This is a genomic window from Thermodesulfovibrio yellowstonii DSM 11347, from assembly GCF_000020985.1.
GTDB lineage: Bacteria > Nitrospirota > Thermodesulfovibrionia > Thermodesulfovibrionales > Thermodesulfovibrionaceae > Thermodesulfovibrio > Thermodesulfovibrio yellowstonii.
This window is the reverse complement of record NC_011296.1, coordinates 1,195,368-1,211,449: the sequence shown is the minus strand read 5'-3', so window position 1 is coordinate 1,211,449 and position 16,082 is coordinate 1,195,368. Positions and strand designations below refer to the sequence as shown.

The following is a 16,082-nucleotide window of genomic DNA, read 5'->3' as shown; positions in this document are numbered from 1 at the left end:
TTAATGTCTGAAATGCCTTATTCCTGTAAATACCATAGCTATATTATACTGATTTGCCGCATCTATTACTTCCTGGTCCCTAACAGAACCACCTGGCTGAATAATAGAAGTCACTCCATTTTGAGCAAGAACATCAATGTTATCTCTGAATGGGAAAAATCCATCAGATGCTACAACAGTGCCCTTTAGCGAACTTAATGCATGCATTGCACCTATTTTTGCTGAAAATACTCTGCTTGTTTGACCAATGCCAAGTCCTACTGTTCTGTCTTCTTTAGCATAAACTACGGCATTTGATTTTATATGTTTGCAAACCTTCCATGCAAACTTCAAAGCCTTCCATTCCTCATCTGTTGGTTGTCTTTTGGTTACCACTTTTGCTTGAGAAAATTCATTATCAACCTTATCCCACTCCTGCACTATAAACCCTCCAAGAATTCTTTTCAGATCAAATCCTGACGGTTGAATTTTATCAGATAGAGAGGGGAATCTCAACAGTCTGAGATTTTTCTTTGTTTCAAAAACCTCAAGTGCATCTTTGTCAAAATCTGGTGCGACAATTACTTCATAAAAAGTATTGATAATCTCCGAAGCTGTTTCTTTATCAACAACTCTGTTAAATGCAATTATTCCACCGAATGCGCTTACAGGATCACATTCAAAGGCTTTTTTATAGGCAGTATGAATATTTTCTCCTATGGCAACCCCGCATGGATTATTGTGTTTTACAATTACGCATACAGGCTCGCTGAATTCAGTTGCCAGAAGAACAGCAGAGTGGGTATCAAGATAGTTGTTGAAGGACATCTCTTTTCCTTGAAGCACATCTGCATCTATTAAAGAAGGGCTTTCATTGAGAGCATAAAGTGCTGCTTTCTGATGAGGATTTTCTCCATATCTCAGTGTTCTTGTCATCTTTAAAGGCAATGTCCAATCTTTTTTAAAGCCTGAAGGACTGATTTTTTCAAAATAATCTGCAATTAATGCATCATATCTTGCGGTATGAGAAAAAACTTTTTTTGCGAGTTCAAATTTTTTTTCAATGGATACGCTACCTTTCTTAATATCTTCAATTATAGAAGAATAATCATCAGGATCAACAATTACAATTACATCTTTATAGTTTTTTGCCGAGGCTCTTAAAAGTGTAGGTCCACCAATATCAATGTTTTCAATAGCTTCTTCTAAGAAAGCCTGAAGGTTGAGGTCTGAAGGTTGAAGAATTTGAGATAAATGTTTTTTTGCAACAGACTCAAAGGGATAGAGATTAACTACCACCATGTCAATAGGTTTTATTCCAAGTCTTTCCATTGCCTCAATATCCTCTTTATTATCCCTTCTTGCAAGAATTCCTCCATGTATTAGAGGATGAAGAGTTTTTACTCTACCATCCATAATTTCAGGGAAACCCGTATACTGGGATACATCTATTACCTTAATTCCTGAATCTCTTAATGTTTTTGCAGTTCCACCTGTTGAAAGAATCTCAACACCCAATTTATCAAGCTCTTTTGCAAAATCCACCAAACCTCTTTTATCCGATACACTTATTAATGCTCTTTTTATCACCCTGACACCTCCCTATGGTATTCTTGAATAGATTTAATTTTTAAAGGCATTTCTTTTAGTCTTCTTATAGCCTTAACAATAGCATTTGCTCCTGAAATAGTTGTTGTGTAAGGAATTTTGTAATGCAATGCTCCTCTTCTTATGTACATGGAGTCTCTTTGCGCTCTTTTGCCAAATACTGTATTTATTATAAAGCTAACCTGTTTATTTTTGATTAAATCAAGGACATTTGGTCTTCCTTCCTGAAGTTTGTTAACTATTTCTACATTTAAGCCATGTTCTATTAAATATTTTGCGGTTCCACGTGTAGCTATAATCGTAAATCCAAGGTCTATAAACTCTTTTGCAATTGGAAACACATGGGCTTTGTCTTTATCTTTCACACTTATAAAAACCTTTCCACTTAATGGAATTTTACCCATTGCACTCATTTGTGCTTTAGCATAGGCAAGCCCAAAATCTTCATCTATGCCCATTACTTCACCTGTTGATTTCATTTCTGGACCAAGTATCACATCTACTTCAGGAAATTTATCAAACGGGAAGATGGCTTCTTTAACTGTAACATATGGTAGTTTTATGTTATTTGTTAATCCAAGTTCTTTTAAAGTTTTTCCTACCATAATCTTTGATGCCATCTGAGCTAAAGGTACTCCTATGCTTTTACTAACATAGGGAATGGTTCTTGATGCACGAGGATTTACCTCAAGAACATAAATCTCAGAGTCTTTTACAGCATATTGAACATTCATCAGTCCTTTAACTTTAAGCTCTTTCGCAATTGATATTGTTTCTTCCTTAATTTTTTGAATTATTTCCTGTGAAAGGGAATAGGGTGGTAAAGAACAAGCGGAGTCTCCTGAATGAATTCCTGCTTCCTCAATATGCTGCATGATACCTGCAACAACTACATCTGCACCATCAGAGATTGCATCAACATCAACTTCTATCGCATCCTCAAGATATCTGTCAATTAGCACAGGATGGTCTTCAGAGGCTTTGACTGCCTCTCTCATATATCTACGCAAAGATTCTTCATCGTAAACAATCTCCATAGCCCTTCCACCAAGAACATAGGAAGGTCTTACAAGAATTGGATAGCCAAGAGTATCAGCTATTTTCAATGCTTCTTCAAGTGATGTGGCTGTTTCGCTTGGAGGCTGTTTCAGGTTTAGCTTGTCTACTAATTCTTTGAATCGTTTTCTGTCTTCTGCTCTGTCAATAGCATCTGCACTGGTCCCAAGAATGTTTACTCCATGAGACTCCAAAGCTTTTGCAAGTTTTAGAGGTGTTTGTCCTCCAAACTGCAGTATCACTCCAAGAGGCTTTTCTCTTTCTACAATGTGTAAGACATCTTCAAGGGTAAGTGGTTCAAAATATAGTCTGTCTGATGTGTCATAATCTGTACTTACTGTTTCAGGATTACAGTTTATCATAATTGTTTCATAGCCAAGTTCTCTCAAACCAAAGACTGAATGCACACAACAATAATCAAACTCAATTCCTTGACCTATTCTGTTTGGTCCAGAGCCAAGAATAATAACCTTATTTTTATTTTCAGTAGGTGGAGCATCAGAGTCCCAACAGGGTTTAGGCTGAAGGCTTAAGGCTGAAGTTTTAATATCTGATTTTTCATTCTGAAACAAAGAAGAACCTTCCAACACATAGAATTCCCTTTCATAGCAAGAATACATATAAGGAGTGTAGGCAATAAATTCAGCTGCACATGTATCAACAAGTTTATAGACAGGCTTAATATTTAACTTGTTCCTTAGACTTCTTATTTCTTCCTCTTTTTTCTTAAGAAGAATACCAATTCTTCTGTCTGAAAAGCCATTCTGTTTTGCATTGAAAATAATTTCTTTAAGTTCTTTGTCTTTTAGTTTTAAGTTTTGTGCAAATCTGAGATTTTCCTCAATTTCAATAATTTCTTTTATATTATTTAAAAACCATGGGTCTATCCCGCTTAATTCATATATTTCTTCTATAGTGAAACCTTTACGGAACGCTTCCGCAATATACCAAAGTCTTTCAGCAGTTGGATTTTTAATATGCCATCTTATGTCATCTTCGCTTGCATTGATTTCTTCAAGTCCGTAAGAACCTATCTCAAGAGAACGAATTGCCTTACCAAGAGCTTCTTTGAAAGTTCTTCCTATAGCCATAACCTCTCCCACAGACTTCATTTGAGTGGTAAGAATTGGATTAGCTTCAGGAAATTTCTCAAAAGTGAAACGAGGAATTTTAATCACAACATAATCAAGAGTGGGTTCAAAACTTGCAGGTGTTACCTTTGTTATGTCATTAGGAATCTCTTCAAGGGTGTATCCAACAGCAAGTTTTGCAGCTATCTTTGCTATAGGAAATCCTGTAGCTTTACTTGCTAAAGCTGAACTTCTGGATACTCTTGGATTCATTTCTATTATAACCATACGTCCATTTTTAGGATTTACAGCAAACTGAATGTTACTTCCACCTGTATCAACACCAATTTCTCTGATTGCTTTGATTGCGTTATCACGCATAATTTGATATTCTCTGTCTGTAAGAGTTTGAACTGGTGCAACTGTAATAGAGTCTCCTGTATGAACACCCATAGGATCAAAATTTTCAATTGAACAAACAATAACAACATTGTCTGATTTATCTCTCATTACTTCAAGCTCAAACTCTTTCCATCCAAGAAGACTTTCTTCTATAAGAACTTGACTTACAGGGCTTAGTTTAAGTCCTCTTTCAAGAAGTTCTTTAAATTCTTCAATGTTATATGCTACACCCCCTCCTGTTCCTCCTAAGGTAAAGGCAGGTCTCAGAATCGCAGGAAAGCCAATATAATCAATTGCTTCAAGTCCTTCTTTTAGACTATGAACTGCAGCTGAACGAGGGACTTCAAGTCCTATTTTTGTCATTGCCTGTTTAAAAAGCTCTCTATCTTCCGCTTTTTTTATAGCGTGGAGGTTCGCTCCAATAAGTTCAACGGAGTACCTATCAAGAATACCTGCCTCACCGAGCTGGACAGCAAGATTTAAAGCAGTCTGTCCACCAAGTGTAGGAAGTAGCGCATCTGGTCTTTCTTTTTTTATGATAAGTTCAAGAATCTCTGCAGTTAGAGGTTCAATATAAGTACTATCTGCCATTGATGGATCTGTCATGATAGTGGCGGGATTAGAATTGACTAAAACAACCTGGTAACCTTCCTGTTTTAAAGCTTTACAAGCCTGTGCTCCTGAATAGTCAAACTCACAAGCCTGACCAATAATTATGGGTCCTGAGCCTATAATGAGTATTTTTTTAATATCAGTTCTCTTTGGCATACTATTTTAAAAGTTCCTCCAATCCTTTAAGTCTTTCTTGTTCTCTTTCAAGGGCAAGTTTAGTCTCATAAAGTTTTCTTATTTTTTTATCTTTCAACATATCCTCATTCAATTGAGAAGCCTTGATTCCAAGCTCCTTCTCAAGAGACAGAATCTTTTTTTCATAATTCCTAATGTAATCCTTGCAGATATTTATCTCTCTCATTGTAGATATCCATACTTCATCGTAAGTTATAGCCATTCAACTACCTCCAACCTTTTCGTTATTTCAGCGCTTTAAGTTAATAGAAAGATCAAACATTTTCATATTCCCTAACAATTTCTCTAAATCTCTCAAAAACATCTAAAGCATCATTAGGACCTGGTCCTGCCTCTGGATGATGTTGAACTGAAAAAATTGGATACTCTACATGTTCCATTCCTTCTTCTGTTCCATCATAAAGGTTTTTATGGGTAAGCCTTACTTGTCCTTTAAGAGATGAAATATCAACACAATAGTTATGGTTCTGTGCTGTAATTGAAATCCTTCCTGTTTTTAAGTCCTTAACAGGATGATTACCTCCGTGATGTCCAAATTTAAGTTTATATGTTTTTCCTCCTAAGGCAAGTCCTAAGAGTTGATGCCCAAGACATATTCCAAAAAGAGGTTTTTTACCAATAAGCTTTTTAATGTTTTTCACTGCATAATTTAAAATCTGAGGGTCACCAGGACCATTACTAAGCATTATACACGAAGGATTCATCTCAAGCAAACTCTCAGCGGGTGTTTTGCCAGGAACAACATAGACTGAAAATCCGACTCTTTTAAGATTTCTTAAAATGTTTAATTTAACACCATAGTCATAGACTATGCATAGTGGTAAATCTTTTCCATTGTGATACCAATAAGGCTCCTTACACATCATATCGCTCACATGATCTATCTCTGAAATATCTGGATGGGCAAGAACTTTTTTATGTAAACTTACAGGGTCATGGTTTAAGGTAGAAATAATTCCCATCTGAGCTCCCTTATCTCTTAAATGTTTTGTAAGTGCACGGGTGTCAATACCATGTATGCCAACAATTCCATAATTTTTTAGATAATCTCCGAGACTTCCTTTTGATCGCCAATTGCTTGGATAGTTTTTATATTCCTTTACAATGAATCCTTCTACCTTGGGTCCGCCGAAAGATTCAACATCTTCTTCATTTACTCCATAGTTTCCCATCTGTGTATAGGTCATAACAACAATTTGTCCCTTATATGAAGGGTCTGTCAATATTTCCTGATATCCAGTAATTGAGGTATTAAATACTACTTCTCCTATGGACTCTCCTTCTGCTCCAAAGGAAAAACCTTCAAAGACAGTTCCGTCTTTAAGAACTAAAATAGCTTTTTTCATTACTGATCCCTCATATCAAAAATTTTCTTACCTTTAACTGTAAATAAGACTTTTCCTTTTAGTTTCCAGCCATCAAAAGGTGTATTTTTACCAAGTGATACAAATTTATCTTTTTTTACTGTCCAATTTTTATTTATATCCACAAGAATTAAGTCACCCTGAGCACCTTCTTTTATTCCCTCTTTTTTGAGGTTTAGTATTTTTGAAGGATTAAGTGTTAATTTTTCAATGAGTTTCCTTAAATTTAAGATTTTATCATGCACAAGTTTAAGACTAATGGCAAAGGCTGTTTCAAGTCCTGAAATTCCATTTAGAGCTTCCTGAAACGGAACTTTTTTCTCATCAATGTGGTGGGGCGCGTGATCTGTCGCAATAACATCAATTATTCCATCGCTCAAAGCATTTTTGATAGCTTCACGGTCTTCTTCAGATCGCAAAGGAGGATTTACCTTCGCATTTGTGTTATAGCCTGAAACCGCTTCTTCTGTAAGTGTAAAATAGTGTGGACAAGTTTCAGCTGTGACAGATACTCCTTCTTCCTTTGCTTTTTTTATTATTTCTACTGAACCTTTTGTTGATACATGGGCAATATGAACGGATGTTTTAAAATGTTTACTCAGTATCACATCTCTTGAAACCATTACTTCTTCTGATGCTTTAGGAATTCCTTTTAAGCCAAGATAGAAAGAGAGCTTCCCTTCATTCATTACTCCATCTTCGCTTAATGAGAGATCTTCACAATGGGATATAATCGGTGCACCAACTGCTTTTGAATACTCAAGGGCTCTTCTCATAATTAGAGAATTCATAACTGGCATTCCATCATCTGAAAAGGCAACACATCCTGCTTCCCTTAACATTGCCATTTCTGAAAGTTCCTCACCTTTAAGCCCTTTTGTAATAGCTCCTATTGGATATACATCGCAACTACCTTCTTCTTTGGCTTTTGCAAGAATGTAATATGTGACCTCAGGGTTGTCATTTACAGGATTTGTATTTGCCATGCAACAAACTGAAGTAAATCCGCCTCTTACTGCAGCGAGTGTTCCTGTGCGAATAGTTTCTTTATATTCATATCCAGGTTCTCTCAAATGAGTATGCATATCTATAAGACCTGGGAACACATAGAGTCCAGACGCATCTATCTCTAAAATAGAGACTGAAGGTTGAAGACTTAAGGCAATAGGTGTGATTTTCCTTTTGAACTTAACTTTTGAAATAATGCCGTCATCAATAAATATGTCAGCAATGCCTTCTTTATTTGTAAAAGGGTCAATTATATATGCATTGTAAATTTTTATAAACAACTAAGCCTCCTTTGGTGTTAAAAGATAAATTACAGCCATTCTTGTAGCAATGCCATTTGTTACCTGTCTGAGGATTATTGAACGAGAACTATCTGCAACCTCTGTTGAAATTTCCACCCCTCTATTCATAGGTCCTGGATGCATTATAATTACATCATTTTTTAAATAGGAGAATGCTTCTTTCTTCAACCCCCAAACATGAAAATACTCTTTTAAGGAGGGAATAAAAGCACCTTTTTGCCTTTCAAGTTGAATTCTAAGAAGCATTACTACATCAGCATCTTTAATACCTTTTTTTAGGTCATAAAAAATTTTCACATTATCAGGTGCATCTTCTGGTAGAAGAGTAGGTGGACCTACAAATCTTATATCAGTATCAAATTTGCTTAAAAGATAGAGATTTGAACGAGCAACTCTACTATGAATTATATCTCCTACAATAGCTATTTTAAGCCCATCAAGTCTGCCCTTTACTTCAAGAATACTGAAAGCATCAAGCAAAGCTTGAGTTGGATGTTCATTTGTGCCATCTCCAGCATTTATGACAGAAGCAGGCGTATGTTCTGCAACAAACTTGGCTGCTCCTGAAGAGGAATGTCTAATTACAATATAGTCAACATTATATGCCTCAATGGTTTTCAGGGTATCATAAAGAGTTTCTCCTTTTACAACACTGCTTGTACTTATTGAGAAATTAAGCACATCAAGGCTAAGACGTTTTTCAGCAAGTTCAAAGGATGTTCTTGTTCTTGTTGATGGTTCAAAGAAAAGATTAATGGCTGTTTTTCCACGTAGTGTAGGAACTTTTTTGATATCTCTGCTAAGAACTTCTTTAAAAGCTTTAGCTGTATTGAGAATTTCCTCAATATTCTGCCTTGAAAGCTCTTTTATTCCAATAAGGTCTTTCATTGTGTAATCAAAACTACTGAATCCTTCCCCTTAATTTCTTTGAGATATACTTTAATTTTCTCATTTCTTGAGGTAGGTATGTATTTACCTGTATAGTTAGCCATTATTGGTAATTCTCTGTGCCCTCTGTCAATTAAAACAGCAAGTTGAATTTCGGCTGGTCTTCCAAAATCCATCAATGCATCCATTGCAGCTCTGGTTGACCTCCCTGTATAGAGAACATCATCTACAAGTATGACCTTCTTTTCATCAATACTAAAAGGAATATGAGTAGGTTTTATTGCCTTACGCTTTTTTGAAAGATTTATATCATCTCTGTAAAAAGATATATCAAGGCTTCCTAATGGAACATTCATACTTTCTATTTGTTCTATCTTTTTTTTGATTCTTTCAGCAAGATATACACCACCTGTTACAATACCTATCAAACATATATTTTCAGCTCCCTTGTTCCTTTCTAATATTTCGTGGGTAATCCTGTTAAGGATTCTTTCTATTTCCTGTTCATTGAGAAGTTCTTTTTCCATAGTGAGAGATTATAAACCTAAAATCATTAAATTATACACGATTTTGAAAAATTTTTCTATAAAACTTTTAAGCTCTTTTAAATAAATATAGCATTTCACTTTTGTTGGTTAATATAACAACTCTTTAGTTTTTTGATTTTCAGAAGAACCTATAATAACTTGACAATATTGCAATATAATAGGATAAAATTCAATGAATTACAAGTAGACAGGAGGCAGTAATGACCAAAGCAGACCTTGTTAATTTTATTTTTGAAAGAGTGGGATTGCCGAGAACAGAGATACACAAGATTGTGGAAACAGTGTTTGAGACAATGAAGGAGGCTTTACAGGAAGAAGAGGTAGTAAAAATATCAGGTTTTGGGGTTTTTACAGTAAGAAGGAAAGGAAGTAGGATAGGTAGAAATCCAAAAACTATGCAGATTGTTGAGATCAAGCCCAGAAAGGTAGTGACTTTTAGACCAAGTGAACAGTTGAAGCAGTCCATTCAGAAAAACATAAGCTGAAATGGGGGAAGCATTACAAAAAGAATTACCTTTTAAAATTTTTTATAAAATTGGCGAGACAAGTAGAATTGTTGGTGTAGAGCCTTATGTTTTAAGATATTGGGAAACAGAATTTCCTTTTTTAAAGCCTAAGAAGACAAAGACTGGACAAAGATTGTATACTAAAAAAGATATTGAAATTATTTTGTTAATAAAAAAGATGCTTTATGAAGATAGATACACAGTAGAAGGTGTAAGACAGAAATTGGGAAATAGATTAATTCCCTGTGAAAGATTTTCAAGGGAAGATATAATAGAAAAAATAAGATATAAGCTTAAAGAGATTTTGAGGATGCTTTCCTGAATCGGGGCGTAGCGCAGCCTGGTTAGCGCACTCGCTTGGGGTGCGAGTGGTCGGCCGTTCAAATCGGCTCGCCCCGATTTTTTAATGAAATAAAAATTGAAGGGGGTATAACTTATAACTATGCAGGAAACGCCGCTTTCAGAGTTGATTCAACAGAGGATTAAAAAACTTACCGCATTAAGAAGTCTTGGTATAGAGCCTTATAATGGAACATTTGAACCTTCAGATAGCACTGAAGATATTTTTAAAAAATTTGGAGAATTTGAGAAAGAACATTTAGAAAATGAAAATATAACCATATCAGTTGCTGGAAGAGTAATTCTGTTAAGAGATTTTGGTAAAGCAGCTTTTGCTCATGTTCAGGATTCAAAGGGGAAAATTCAGATTTATTTAAGAAAAGATATATTAGGAGAAAAGTTTTCATTAATTAAAAATCTTGATATTGGAGATATTGTAGGAGTTGAAGGAAGGCTTTTTAGAACAAAAACTAATGAATTAACCATAGAAGTTCATAATTTTGTATTTTTAAGCAAGTCTTTGAGACCTCTTCCAGAAAAATGGCATGGTCTTAAAGATATTGAGGCACGGTACAGGCAAAGATATGTTGACCTTATTGTAAATCCATCAGTAAAAGAAACATTTGTAAAGAGACAGCTAATTATAAAGTATTTAAGAGAGTTCCTTGAAAATGAGGGTTTTCTTGAGGTTGAAACTCCTATGATGCATACAATAGCTGGTGGAGCAAGAGCAAAGCCTTTTAAAACATATCATGAAGCTCTTGATATGGAGCTTTATTTAAGAATCGCTCCTGAACTTTATTTGAAGAGACTCTTGGTTGGAGGCTTTGAAAGAGTTTTTGAAATAGGAAAAAACTTTCGTAATGAGGGAATCTCAACAAAACATAATCCTGAATTCACAATGATAGAGTTTTATGTAGCCTATAAAGATTACAACTGGCTTATGGATTTTACAGAAAAACTTTTAAGTTACATTACTCAGAAAGTTTGTGGAAGTCTTCAGGTAAAATATGGAGATTATATAATTGATTTTACTCCGCCCTTTAAAAGAATTACCATGTTTGATGCATTGAAGAATAAAGGTGTACCTGAAGAAGTGATGAAAGATTGCAATCTTGCTTTTAAATGGGCTAAGGCAAAAGGTATAGAGATTCCTGAAGGAAGTAGTCTTAGTAAGGTGCTTGATGAGATATTTAAGGAAGTCGTTGAACCAGAGTTGATTCAACCAACATTTATTATTGATTATCCTGTTGAGCTTTCGCCATTGGCAAAGAGGAAAAAGGATAATCCAGAACTTGTTGAAAGATTTGAACTTTTTATCGCAGGCAGAGAAATGGCTAATGCCTTCTCAGAGTTGAATGATCCTCTTGACCAAAAAGAGAGATTTCTACGCCAACTTGAAGAAAGACTTAAGGGTGATGAAGAAGTTCCAGAAATGGATGAAGATTTTGTAAGAGCACTTGAAATTGGTATGCCTCCAGCAGCAGGTGAAGGCATTGGAATAGATAGACTTGTCATGATTTTGACTAACAATCAATCAATAAGAGATGTTATTCTCTTTCCTCTTTTAAGACCAGAGACAAAATGAGACTTCCCTTTTTTATTGCTTTAAGATATTTGAAAAGTAGAAAAAAAGGGCTTTCATTCGGGGCAGTAATTTCTATAAGCGGGATTGCGCTTGGTGTTATGGCTCTGATAGTTGTTATATCTGTAGTAAGTGGATTCCATGAGGATTTACAGAAAAAAATTCTTGGCACCCAAGCGCATGCTGTGCTTTTGAGTTACTCTGGAGGTATCAGTGATTATAAAACTATGATGGATTTTTTATCAAAAAAAAATGAAATTCAAGCATGCTCTCCCTTTATAATGGGACAGGTATTGATTTCATCAGGTAAAAGGGCTCATGGAGTTTATCTTAGGGGTATTATTCCAGAATATGATAGAAAGACTACAGAAATATTCAAATATATCAAATATAAATACGAAAATTATACAGAGTTACCATGGATAATAATAGGCAAAGAGCTTGCTAACATGCTCGGAGTATTGCCTGGCGATACAATTACAGTTATATCTCCAATGGGAACAATGGGTCCGCTTGGCATAATTCCTAAGGTTAAAAAATTTATTGTTACTGGGATTTTTGAGATAGGAATGTTTGAATATGATATGAATCTTGTTATAACAGACCTGAAGATAGCCCAAGATTTTTTTGAATATGGAAACAAAGTAACAGGTATTCAGCTTAGACTTAAAGATGTTTACAAAGCAAACTTTATCAGTCAGGCTATTACTAAGGAGCTTGATGGAGAGTTTTATGTTAAAGATTGGATGCAGATGAATAAAAATCTTTTTTCTGCTCTTAAACTTGAAAAGTTCGCAATGTTCATTATTCTAATATTGATTGTTCTTGTTGCTTCATTTAATATAATAAGCATGTTAATGGTAAATGTAACTGAAAAACAGAGAGATATTGCTATACTTAAATCAATGGGTGCAACCGACAGGTTGATAAAACTAATTTTCATGTGTCAGGGACTTATTATTGGGTTAATTGGAATTTTGGTGGGTTTAACAGGAGGTCTTATTTTATGCGAAATTGTTAGGTCTTATGATATTGTTAAACTTCCAGCAGATGTTTACTATCTGAGTAAATTACCTGTTAAGGTTAAGGTTCTTGATATTGTTTTGATATGTGCAAGTGCTTTATTTATCAGCCTTGTCTCCACTATATATCCTGCTCACAGAGCTTCAAAAATAAATCCTGTTGAGATTTTGAGGTATGAATAGGTGTTTAAATTCATAAGAAATATCGGATGTCTGAGTATAATTGTTTTTATTATTTTTTTTGTTGTAGCATTGTTTTTTGGTGGAGAAAAAATTAGACAAGCTGGAGATAAAACAACAGGAATTGTTAAAAAAGGATTTCACTATGCTGCAGATAAAGCAGACAGTATTCATCAATTTATATTGAAGAAAATAGAAGAGTTTGGAAAACCTTTTCGTGATGAAAAAAGAGATACTAATAACAAAAAACCTTAAAAAAACTTACTGGACAAAGGCTGGCTCAATAGAAGTATTAAAGGGAATTGATTTTATAGCCTATCATGGTGAAATTGTTGCAATTACAGGAGCAAGTGGAGTTGGCAAAAGCACATTTCTTCATGTAATTGGCACTCTTGATATTCCAACATCAGGTGAAATTTTGTATAAATTTGATGGTGAAATAAATCCTTTCAATCTTTCAAGAGATGCCCTTTCAGAGTTTCGTAATAGAAATATTGGTTTTGTATTTCAGTTTCACTATCTTTTACCTGAATTTAATGTTATTGAAAATATTGTAATGCCTGAATTAATTGCAAATGAACATAAAAGGGCGAGACAAACTTATGAATCACTCAAGGAAAAGGCTCTTGAAATACTAAAAAAATTAGGGATAGCAGAAAGAGCTTTTCATCGTCCAGGTGAACTCTCAGGAGGAGAGCAGCAAAGAGTTGCAATTGCAAGAGCTTTATTTAAAAATCCTCCTCTTATACTTACTGATGAGCCCACAGGAAATCTTGATTCAAGCTCTGCCAAGGAACTTTTTGAGCTTTTTAAAAAAATTAATTCAGAAATTGGCACAACTTTTATAATTGTTACTCATAATGAATCTCTTGCACAGCAATGCACAAGAAAACTGAGAATGATTGATGGAGTTTTAGTATAAGATATTGATTATTGTATTGCTTTTAGATTAATATAGATTTAAAATTTTAAGGAGGTTAGGCATAAAAGTAAAAATTAAAGACAATATTGTTGAGTTGATGCCTGAAGAACTAAAGAAACTATTGAAAGAAAATCAGGCAATAGCCCTCAAAATAAATAGAGAAATAAAAGATCTATCATTCATATCTTCTCTTAATGAAGATGAAGAAATTGAAATAATTACTCCTCAAAGCAAAGAAGGGCTTGAAATACTTAGACATTCGGTAGCTCACATAATGGCTCATGCTGTAAAAGATTTATTCCCAGATGTGAAAGTTACCATAGGACCAGCAATTGAAGATGGATTTTATTATGATTTTGATAGAGATACTCCTTTTACAGAAGAAGACCTTCAAAAAATAGAAAAAAGAATGCATGAAATAATTAAATCAAGGCAGCCATTTATAAGAAAAGAAATATCAAAAGATGAAGCAATAAAGCTTTTTGAAAGTCTTGGTGAATCTTATAAAATTGAAATAATAAATGAAATAGAGGATGAGAAAGTTTCCATATATGAAGAAGGTGGATTCATAGATTTATGTAGAGGTCCTCATATCCCTCATACAGGTATTGTTAAGGCATTCAAGCTTTTAAGTGTTGCTGGAGCTTACTGGAGAGGGGATGAAAGAAACAAGATGCTTCAGAGGATATATGGCACTGCTTTTCCCACTAAAGAAGAGTTACAGGACTATCTTAATTTTCTTGAGGAAGTTAAAAAGAGAGACCATAGAAGACTTGGTAAACAACTCAGACTTTTTGAAATAAGTGAAGAAGTTGGTCCTGGTCTTATAATCTGGCTTCCTAATGGAGCAATCGTTAGAAAGATAATAGAGGATTTCTGGAAGGACGAACATTTAAAAGCAGGATATCAACTTCTTTATACCCCACATATTGCAAGGCTTGATTTATGGAGAAAAAGTGGACATTTAGATTTTTATAGAGAAAACATGTATTCACCTATGGAAATTGACGAAATTGCGTATCAGCTTAAGCCTATGAATTGCCCATTTCATATTCAGGTTTATAAATCCGAACTTCGGAGTTATAGAGAACTTCCATTAAGATTTGCAGAACTTGGAACAGTTTACAGATATGAAAGGTCAGGAGTTCTTCATGGACTTTTAAGAGTGAGAGGTTTTACACAAGACGATGCTCATATATTCTGTACAGAAGAACAGCTGGAAGAAGAGATTCAAAAAGTTCTTGATTTTACTGTGTTCATTCTTTCAACATTTGGTTTCACTGCTTATGATATATATATTTCCACAAGACCTGAAAAATATGTTGGAAGCATTGAGAATTGGGAAAAAGCAACATTTGCTTTAGAAGAAGCACTTAAAACAAGAAATCTTCCATATCAGATTGACCCAGGTGAAGGAGTTTTTTATGGACCCAAAATTGATATAAAAATAAAAGATGTTCTTAATAGGTCATGGCAATGTAGCACAATTCAAGTTGATTTTAATATTCCAGAAAGATTTGACATCACATATAGAGGAAAAGATGGCAAAGAACACAGGCCAATTATGATACATAGAGCTCTGATGGGCTCACTTGAAAGATTTATGGGAGTGTTGATTGAGCACTATGCGGGTGCTTTCCCCCTATGGCTTGCTCCTGTGCAGATTGAAGTGATGTCTATTTCTGAAAAACATGCTGATTATGCAGCCAGAGTTTATAGACAACTGATAAATAATGATTTCAGAGTTAAGTTAAATATTGACAATGAAAAAATAGGATACAAGATAAGAAATGCAACCTTGAACAAAGTTCCTTATATGGTAATAATTGGCGATAAAGAAATTGAAAATAATGCTATAACTGTTCGTAAAAGAGATGGAGAAAATTTTGAACTTATAAAATTTGAAAAATTTATAGAGTTTCTTGTTAACGATATAAAAGATAAAAAATAATTCAAGGAGGTGGGAAAATAGCAACAAAGGATATCAGAGTAAATGAAGCAATTAAGGCAAAGGAAGTAAGACTTGTTGATGAAAATGGTAAGCAAATAGGAGTAGTAAATACAAAAGAAGCTATTCAAATAGCTCGTGAAAGAGGTTATGATCTTGTAGAAGTAGCACCAAATGTAAGTCCTCCAGTTTGCAGAATAATGGATTATGGAAAATATAAGTATCAACTTGAAAAAAAAGGTTCTTCTAAAAAGCCTTCTACTGTAAAGGAAATAAAAATAAGACCTCAGATTTCAGACCATGATCTTCAGCTTAAAGTCAAACATATTAAAAGATTTCTTGAAGATGGGGATAAAGCAAGGATAACTCTTTTTTTCAGAGGCAGAGAAATTGTTCACTCTGAAATGGGAATGAAAGTTTTTGATAAAATAAAAGCCCTTCTTGTAGGATTTGCACATAAAATTGAACAAGAGCCCCGTCTTGAAGGCAACAGTATGAGTATGATTATAGCTCCCGGTAAAGATTGATAATTTTGGATAAAATTTATT

15 protein-coding genes and 1 tRNA gene are annotated in these 16,082 nt (G+C 34.4%); 9 read left to right on the top strand and 7 right to left on the bottom strand.

All coding sequences use genetic code 11. The features are described 5' to 3' along the window. From purH to pyrR, 7 genes are read right to left on the bottom strand one after another with little or no spacing between them, the layout of a single operon-like run. On the bottom strand, positions 1 to 1,569 hold the full coding sequence (gene purH / locus THEYE_RS06135; protein ID WP_012545749.1) for a bifunctional phosphoribosylaminoimidazolecarboxamide formyltransferase/IMP cyclohydrolase: 1,569 nt from the start codon (positions 1,567 to 1,569) through the stop codon (positions 1 to 3). After that, positions 1,566 to 4,883 carry a carbamoyl-phosphate synthase large subunit gene (carB, locus tag THEYE_RS06130; protein ID WP_012546879.1) on the bottom strand — a complete coding sequence of 1,106 codons (3,318 nt, stop codon included), beginning with the start codon at positions 4,881 to 4,883 and terminating at the stop codon, positions 1,566 to 1,568. The genes purH and carB overlap by 4 nt, the downstream gene beginning before the upstream one ends. 1 nt (position 4,884) lies before the next feature. Continuing rightward, positions 4,885 to 5,124 carry a hypothetical protein gene (locus THEYE_RS06125; protein WP_012544959.1) on the bottom strand — a complete coding sequence of 80 codons (240 nt, stop codon included), beginning with the start codon at positions 5,122 to 5,124 and terminating at the stop codon, positions 4,885 to 4,887. 52 nt (positions 5,125 to 5,176) lie between these two features. After that, positions 5,177 to 6,268: a glutamine-hydrolyzing carbamoyl-phosphate synthase small subunit gene (gene carA, locus THEYE_RS06120; RefSeq protein WP_012545700.1), complete on the bottom strand. Its 1,092-nt coding sequence runs from the start codon at positions 6,266 to 6,268 to the stop codon at positions 5,177 to 5,179. Continuing rightward, positions 6,268 to 7,575, bottom strand: coding sequence for a dihydroorotase (locus tag THEYE_RS06115; RefSeq protein ID WP_012545202.1), 1,308 nt, complete (start codon positions 7,573 to 7,575; stop codon positions 6,268 to 6,270). Before THEYE_RS06115 ends, carA begins: the two co-directional genes overlap by 1 nt. Further along, positions 7,576 to 8,484 carry an aspartate carbamoyltransferase catalytic subunit gene (locus tag THEYE_RS06110; protein WP_012545982.1) on the bottom strand — a complete coding sequence of 303 codons (909 nt, stop codon included), beginning with the start codon at positions 8,482 to 8,484 and terminating at the stop codon, positions 7,576 to 7,578. Next, complete coding sequence (gene pyrR, locus THEYE_RS06105) at positions 8,481 to 9,011, bottom strand: bifunctional pyr operon transcriptional regulator/uracil phosphoribosyltransferase PyrR (protein ID WP_012546581.1); 531 nt, start codon at positions 9,009 to 9,011, stop codon at positions 8,481 to 8,483. Before pyrR ends, THEYE_RS06110 begins: the two co-directional genes overlap by 4 nt. A gap of 221 nt (positions 9,012 to 9,232) precedes the next feature. On the opposite strand from pyrR, the gene THEYE_RS06100 reads away from it, so the two are divergent. The 9 genes from THEYE_RS06100 (at position 9,233) to infC (ending at position 16,061) form a co-directional block, all read left to right on the top strand. Then, a complete protein-coding gene (locus THEYE_RS06100; protein ID WP_012545173.1) occupies positions 9,233 to 9,517 on the top strand; it encodes an integration host factor subunit alpha in 285 nt (94 codons plus the stop codon). A 1-nt stretch (position 9,518) separates the two neighbouring features. Then, positions 9,519 to 9,860, top strand: a complete 342-nt coding sequence (locus tag THEYE_RS06095; RefSeq protein WP_012546816.1) for a MerR family transcriptional regulator — start codon at positions 9,519 to 9,521, stop codon at positions 9,858 to 9,860. A gap of 2 nt (positions 9,861 to 9,862) precedes the next feature. Then, positions 9,863 to 9,937: transfer RNA gene (locus tag THEYE_RS06090), tRNA-Pro, on the top strand. A gap of 43 nt (positions 9,938 to 9,980) precedes the next feature. Then, positions 9,981 to 11,465, top strand: a complete 1,485-nt coding sequence (gene lysS / locus THEYE_RS06085; RefSeq protein WP_012545717.1) for a lysine--tRNA ligase — start codon at positions 9,981 to 9,983, stop codon at positions 11,463 to 11,465. Beyond that, positions 11,462 to 12,667: a lipoprotein-releasing ABC transporter permease subunit gene (locus THEYE_RS06080; RefSeq protein WP_012545027.1), complete on the top strand. Its 1,206-nt coding sequence runs from the start codon at positions 11,462 to 11,464 to the stop codon at positions 12,665 to 12,667. Before lysS ends, THEYE_RS06080 begins: the two co-directional genes overlap by 4 nt. Further along, positions 12,668 to 12,919 carry a hypothetical protein gene (locus THEYE_RS06075; RefSeq protein ID WP_012545980.1) on the top strand — a complete coding sequence of 84 codons (252 nt, stop codon included), beginning with the start codon at positions 12,668 to 12,670 and terminating at the stop codon, positions 12,917 to 12,919. Then, entirely contained in the window at positions 12,885 to 13,586 is a 702-nt protein-coding gene (locus THEYE_RS06070) for an ABC transporter ATP-binding protein (protein WP_012546122.1), read from the top strand. The genes THEYE_RS06075 and THEYE_RS06070 overlap by 35 nt, the downstream gene beginning before the upstream one ends. 97 nt (positions 13,587 to 13,683) lie before the next feature. After that, positions 13,684 to 15,537 carry a threonine--tRNA ligase gene (gene thrS, locus THEYE_RS06065; RefSeq protein WP_012545243.1) on the top strand — a complete coding sequence of 618 codons (1,854 nt, stop codon included), beginning with the start codon at positions 13,684 to 13,686 and terminating at the stop codon, positions 15,535 to 15,537. After that, positions 15,534 to 16,061 carry a translation initiation factor IF-3 gene (gene infC / locus THEYE_RS06060; protein WP_200855693.1) on the top strand — a complete coding sequence of 176 codons (528 nt, stop codon included), beginning with the start codon at positions 15,534 to 15,536 and terminating at the stop codon, positions 16,059 to 16,061. Before thrS ends, infC begins: the two co-directional genes overlap by 4 nt. Positions 16,062 to 16,082: the final 21 nt, after the last annotated feature.

Bases quoted from the DNA above. Each gene is read 5' to 3' on its own strand.
- THEYE_RS06125 (WP_012544959.1), bottom strand. From the start codon at position 5,124: ATGGCTATAACTTACGATGAAGTATGGATATCTACAATGAGAGAGATA.
- pyrR (WP_012546581.1), bottom strand. From the start codon at position 9,011: ATGGAAAAAGAACTTCTCAATGAACAGGAAATAGAAAGAATCCTTAAC.
- THEYE_RS06080 (WP_012545027.1), top strand. From the start codon at position 11,462: ATGAGACTTCCCTTTTTTATTGCTTTAAGATATTTGAAAAGTAGAAAA.
- carA (WP_012545700.1), bottom strand. From the start codon at position 6,268: ATGAAAAAAGCTATTTTAGTTCTTAAAGACGGAACTGTCTTTGAAGGT.
- THEYE_RS06070 (WP_012546122.1), top strand. From the start codon at position 12,885: ATGAAAAAAGAGATACTAATAACAAAAAACCTTAAAAAAACTTACTGG.
- thrS (WP_012545243.1), top strand. From the start codon at position 13,684: ATGCCTGAAGAACTAAAGAAACTATTGAAAGAAAATCAGGCAATAGCC.
- THEYE_RS06095 (WP_012546816.1), top strand. From the start codon at position 9,519: ATGGGGGAAGCATTACAAAAAGAATTACCTTTTAAAATTTTTTATAAA.
- THEYE_RS06100 (WP_012545173.1), top strand. From the start codon at position 9,233: ATGACCAAAGCAGACCTTGTTAATTTTATTTTTGAAAGAGTGGGATTG.
- lysS (WP_012545717.1), top strand. From the start codon at position 9,981: ATGCAGGAAACGCCGCTTTCAGAGTTGATTCAACAGAGGATTAAAAAA.
- carB (WP_012546879.1), bottom strand. From the start codon at position 4,883: ATGCCAAAGAGAACTGATATTAAAAAAATACTCATTATAGGCTCAGGA.
- THEYE_RS06110 (WP_012545982.1), bottom strand. From the start codon at position 8,484: ATGAAAGACCTTATTGGAATAAAAGAGCTTTCAAGGCAGAATATTGAG.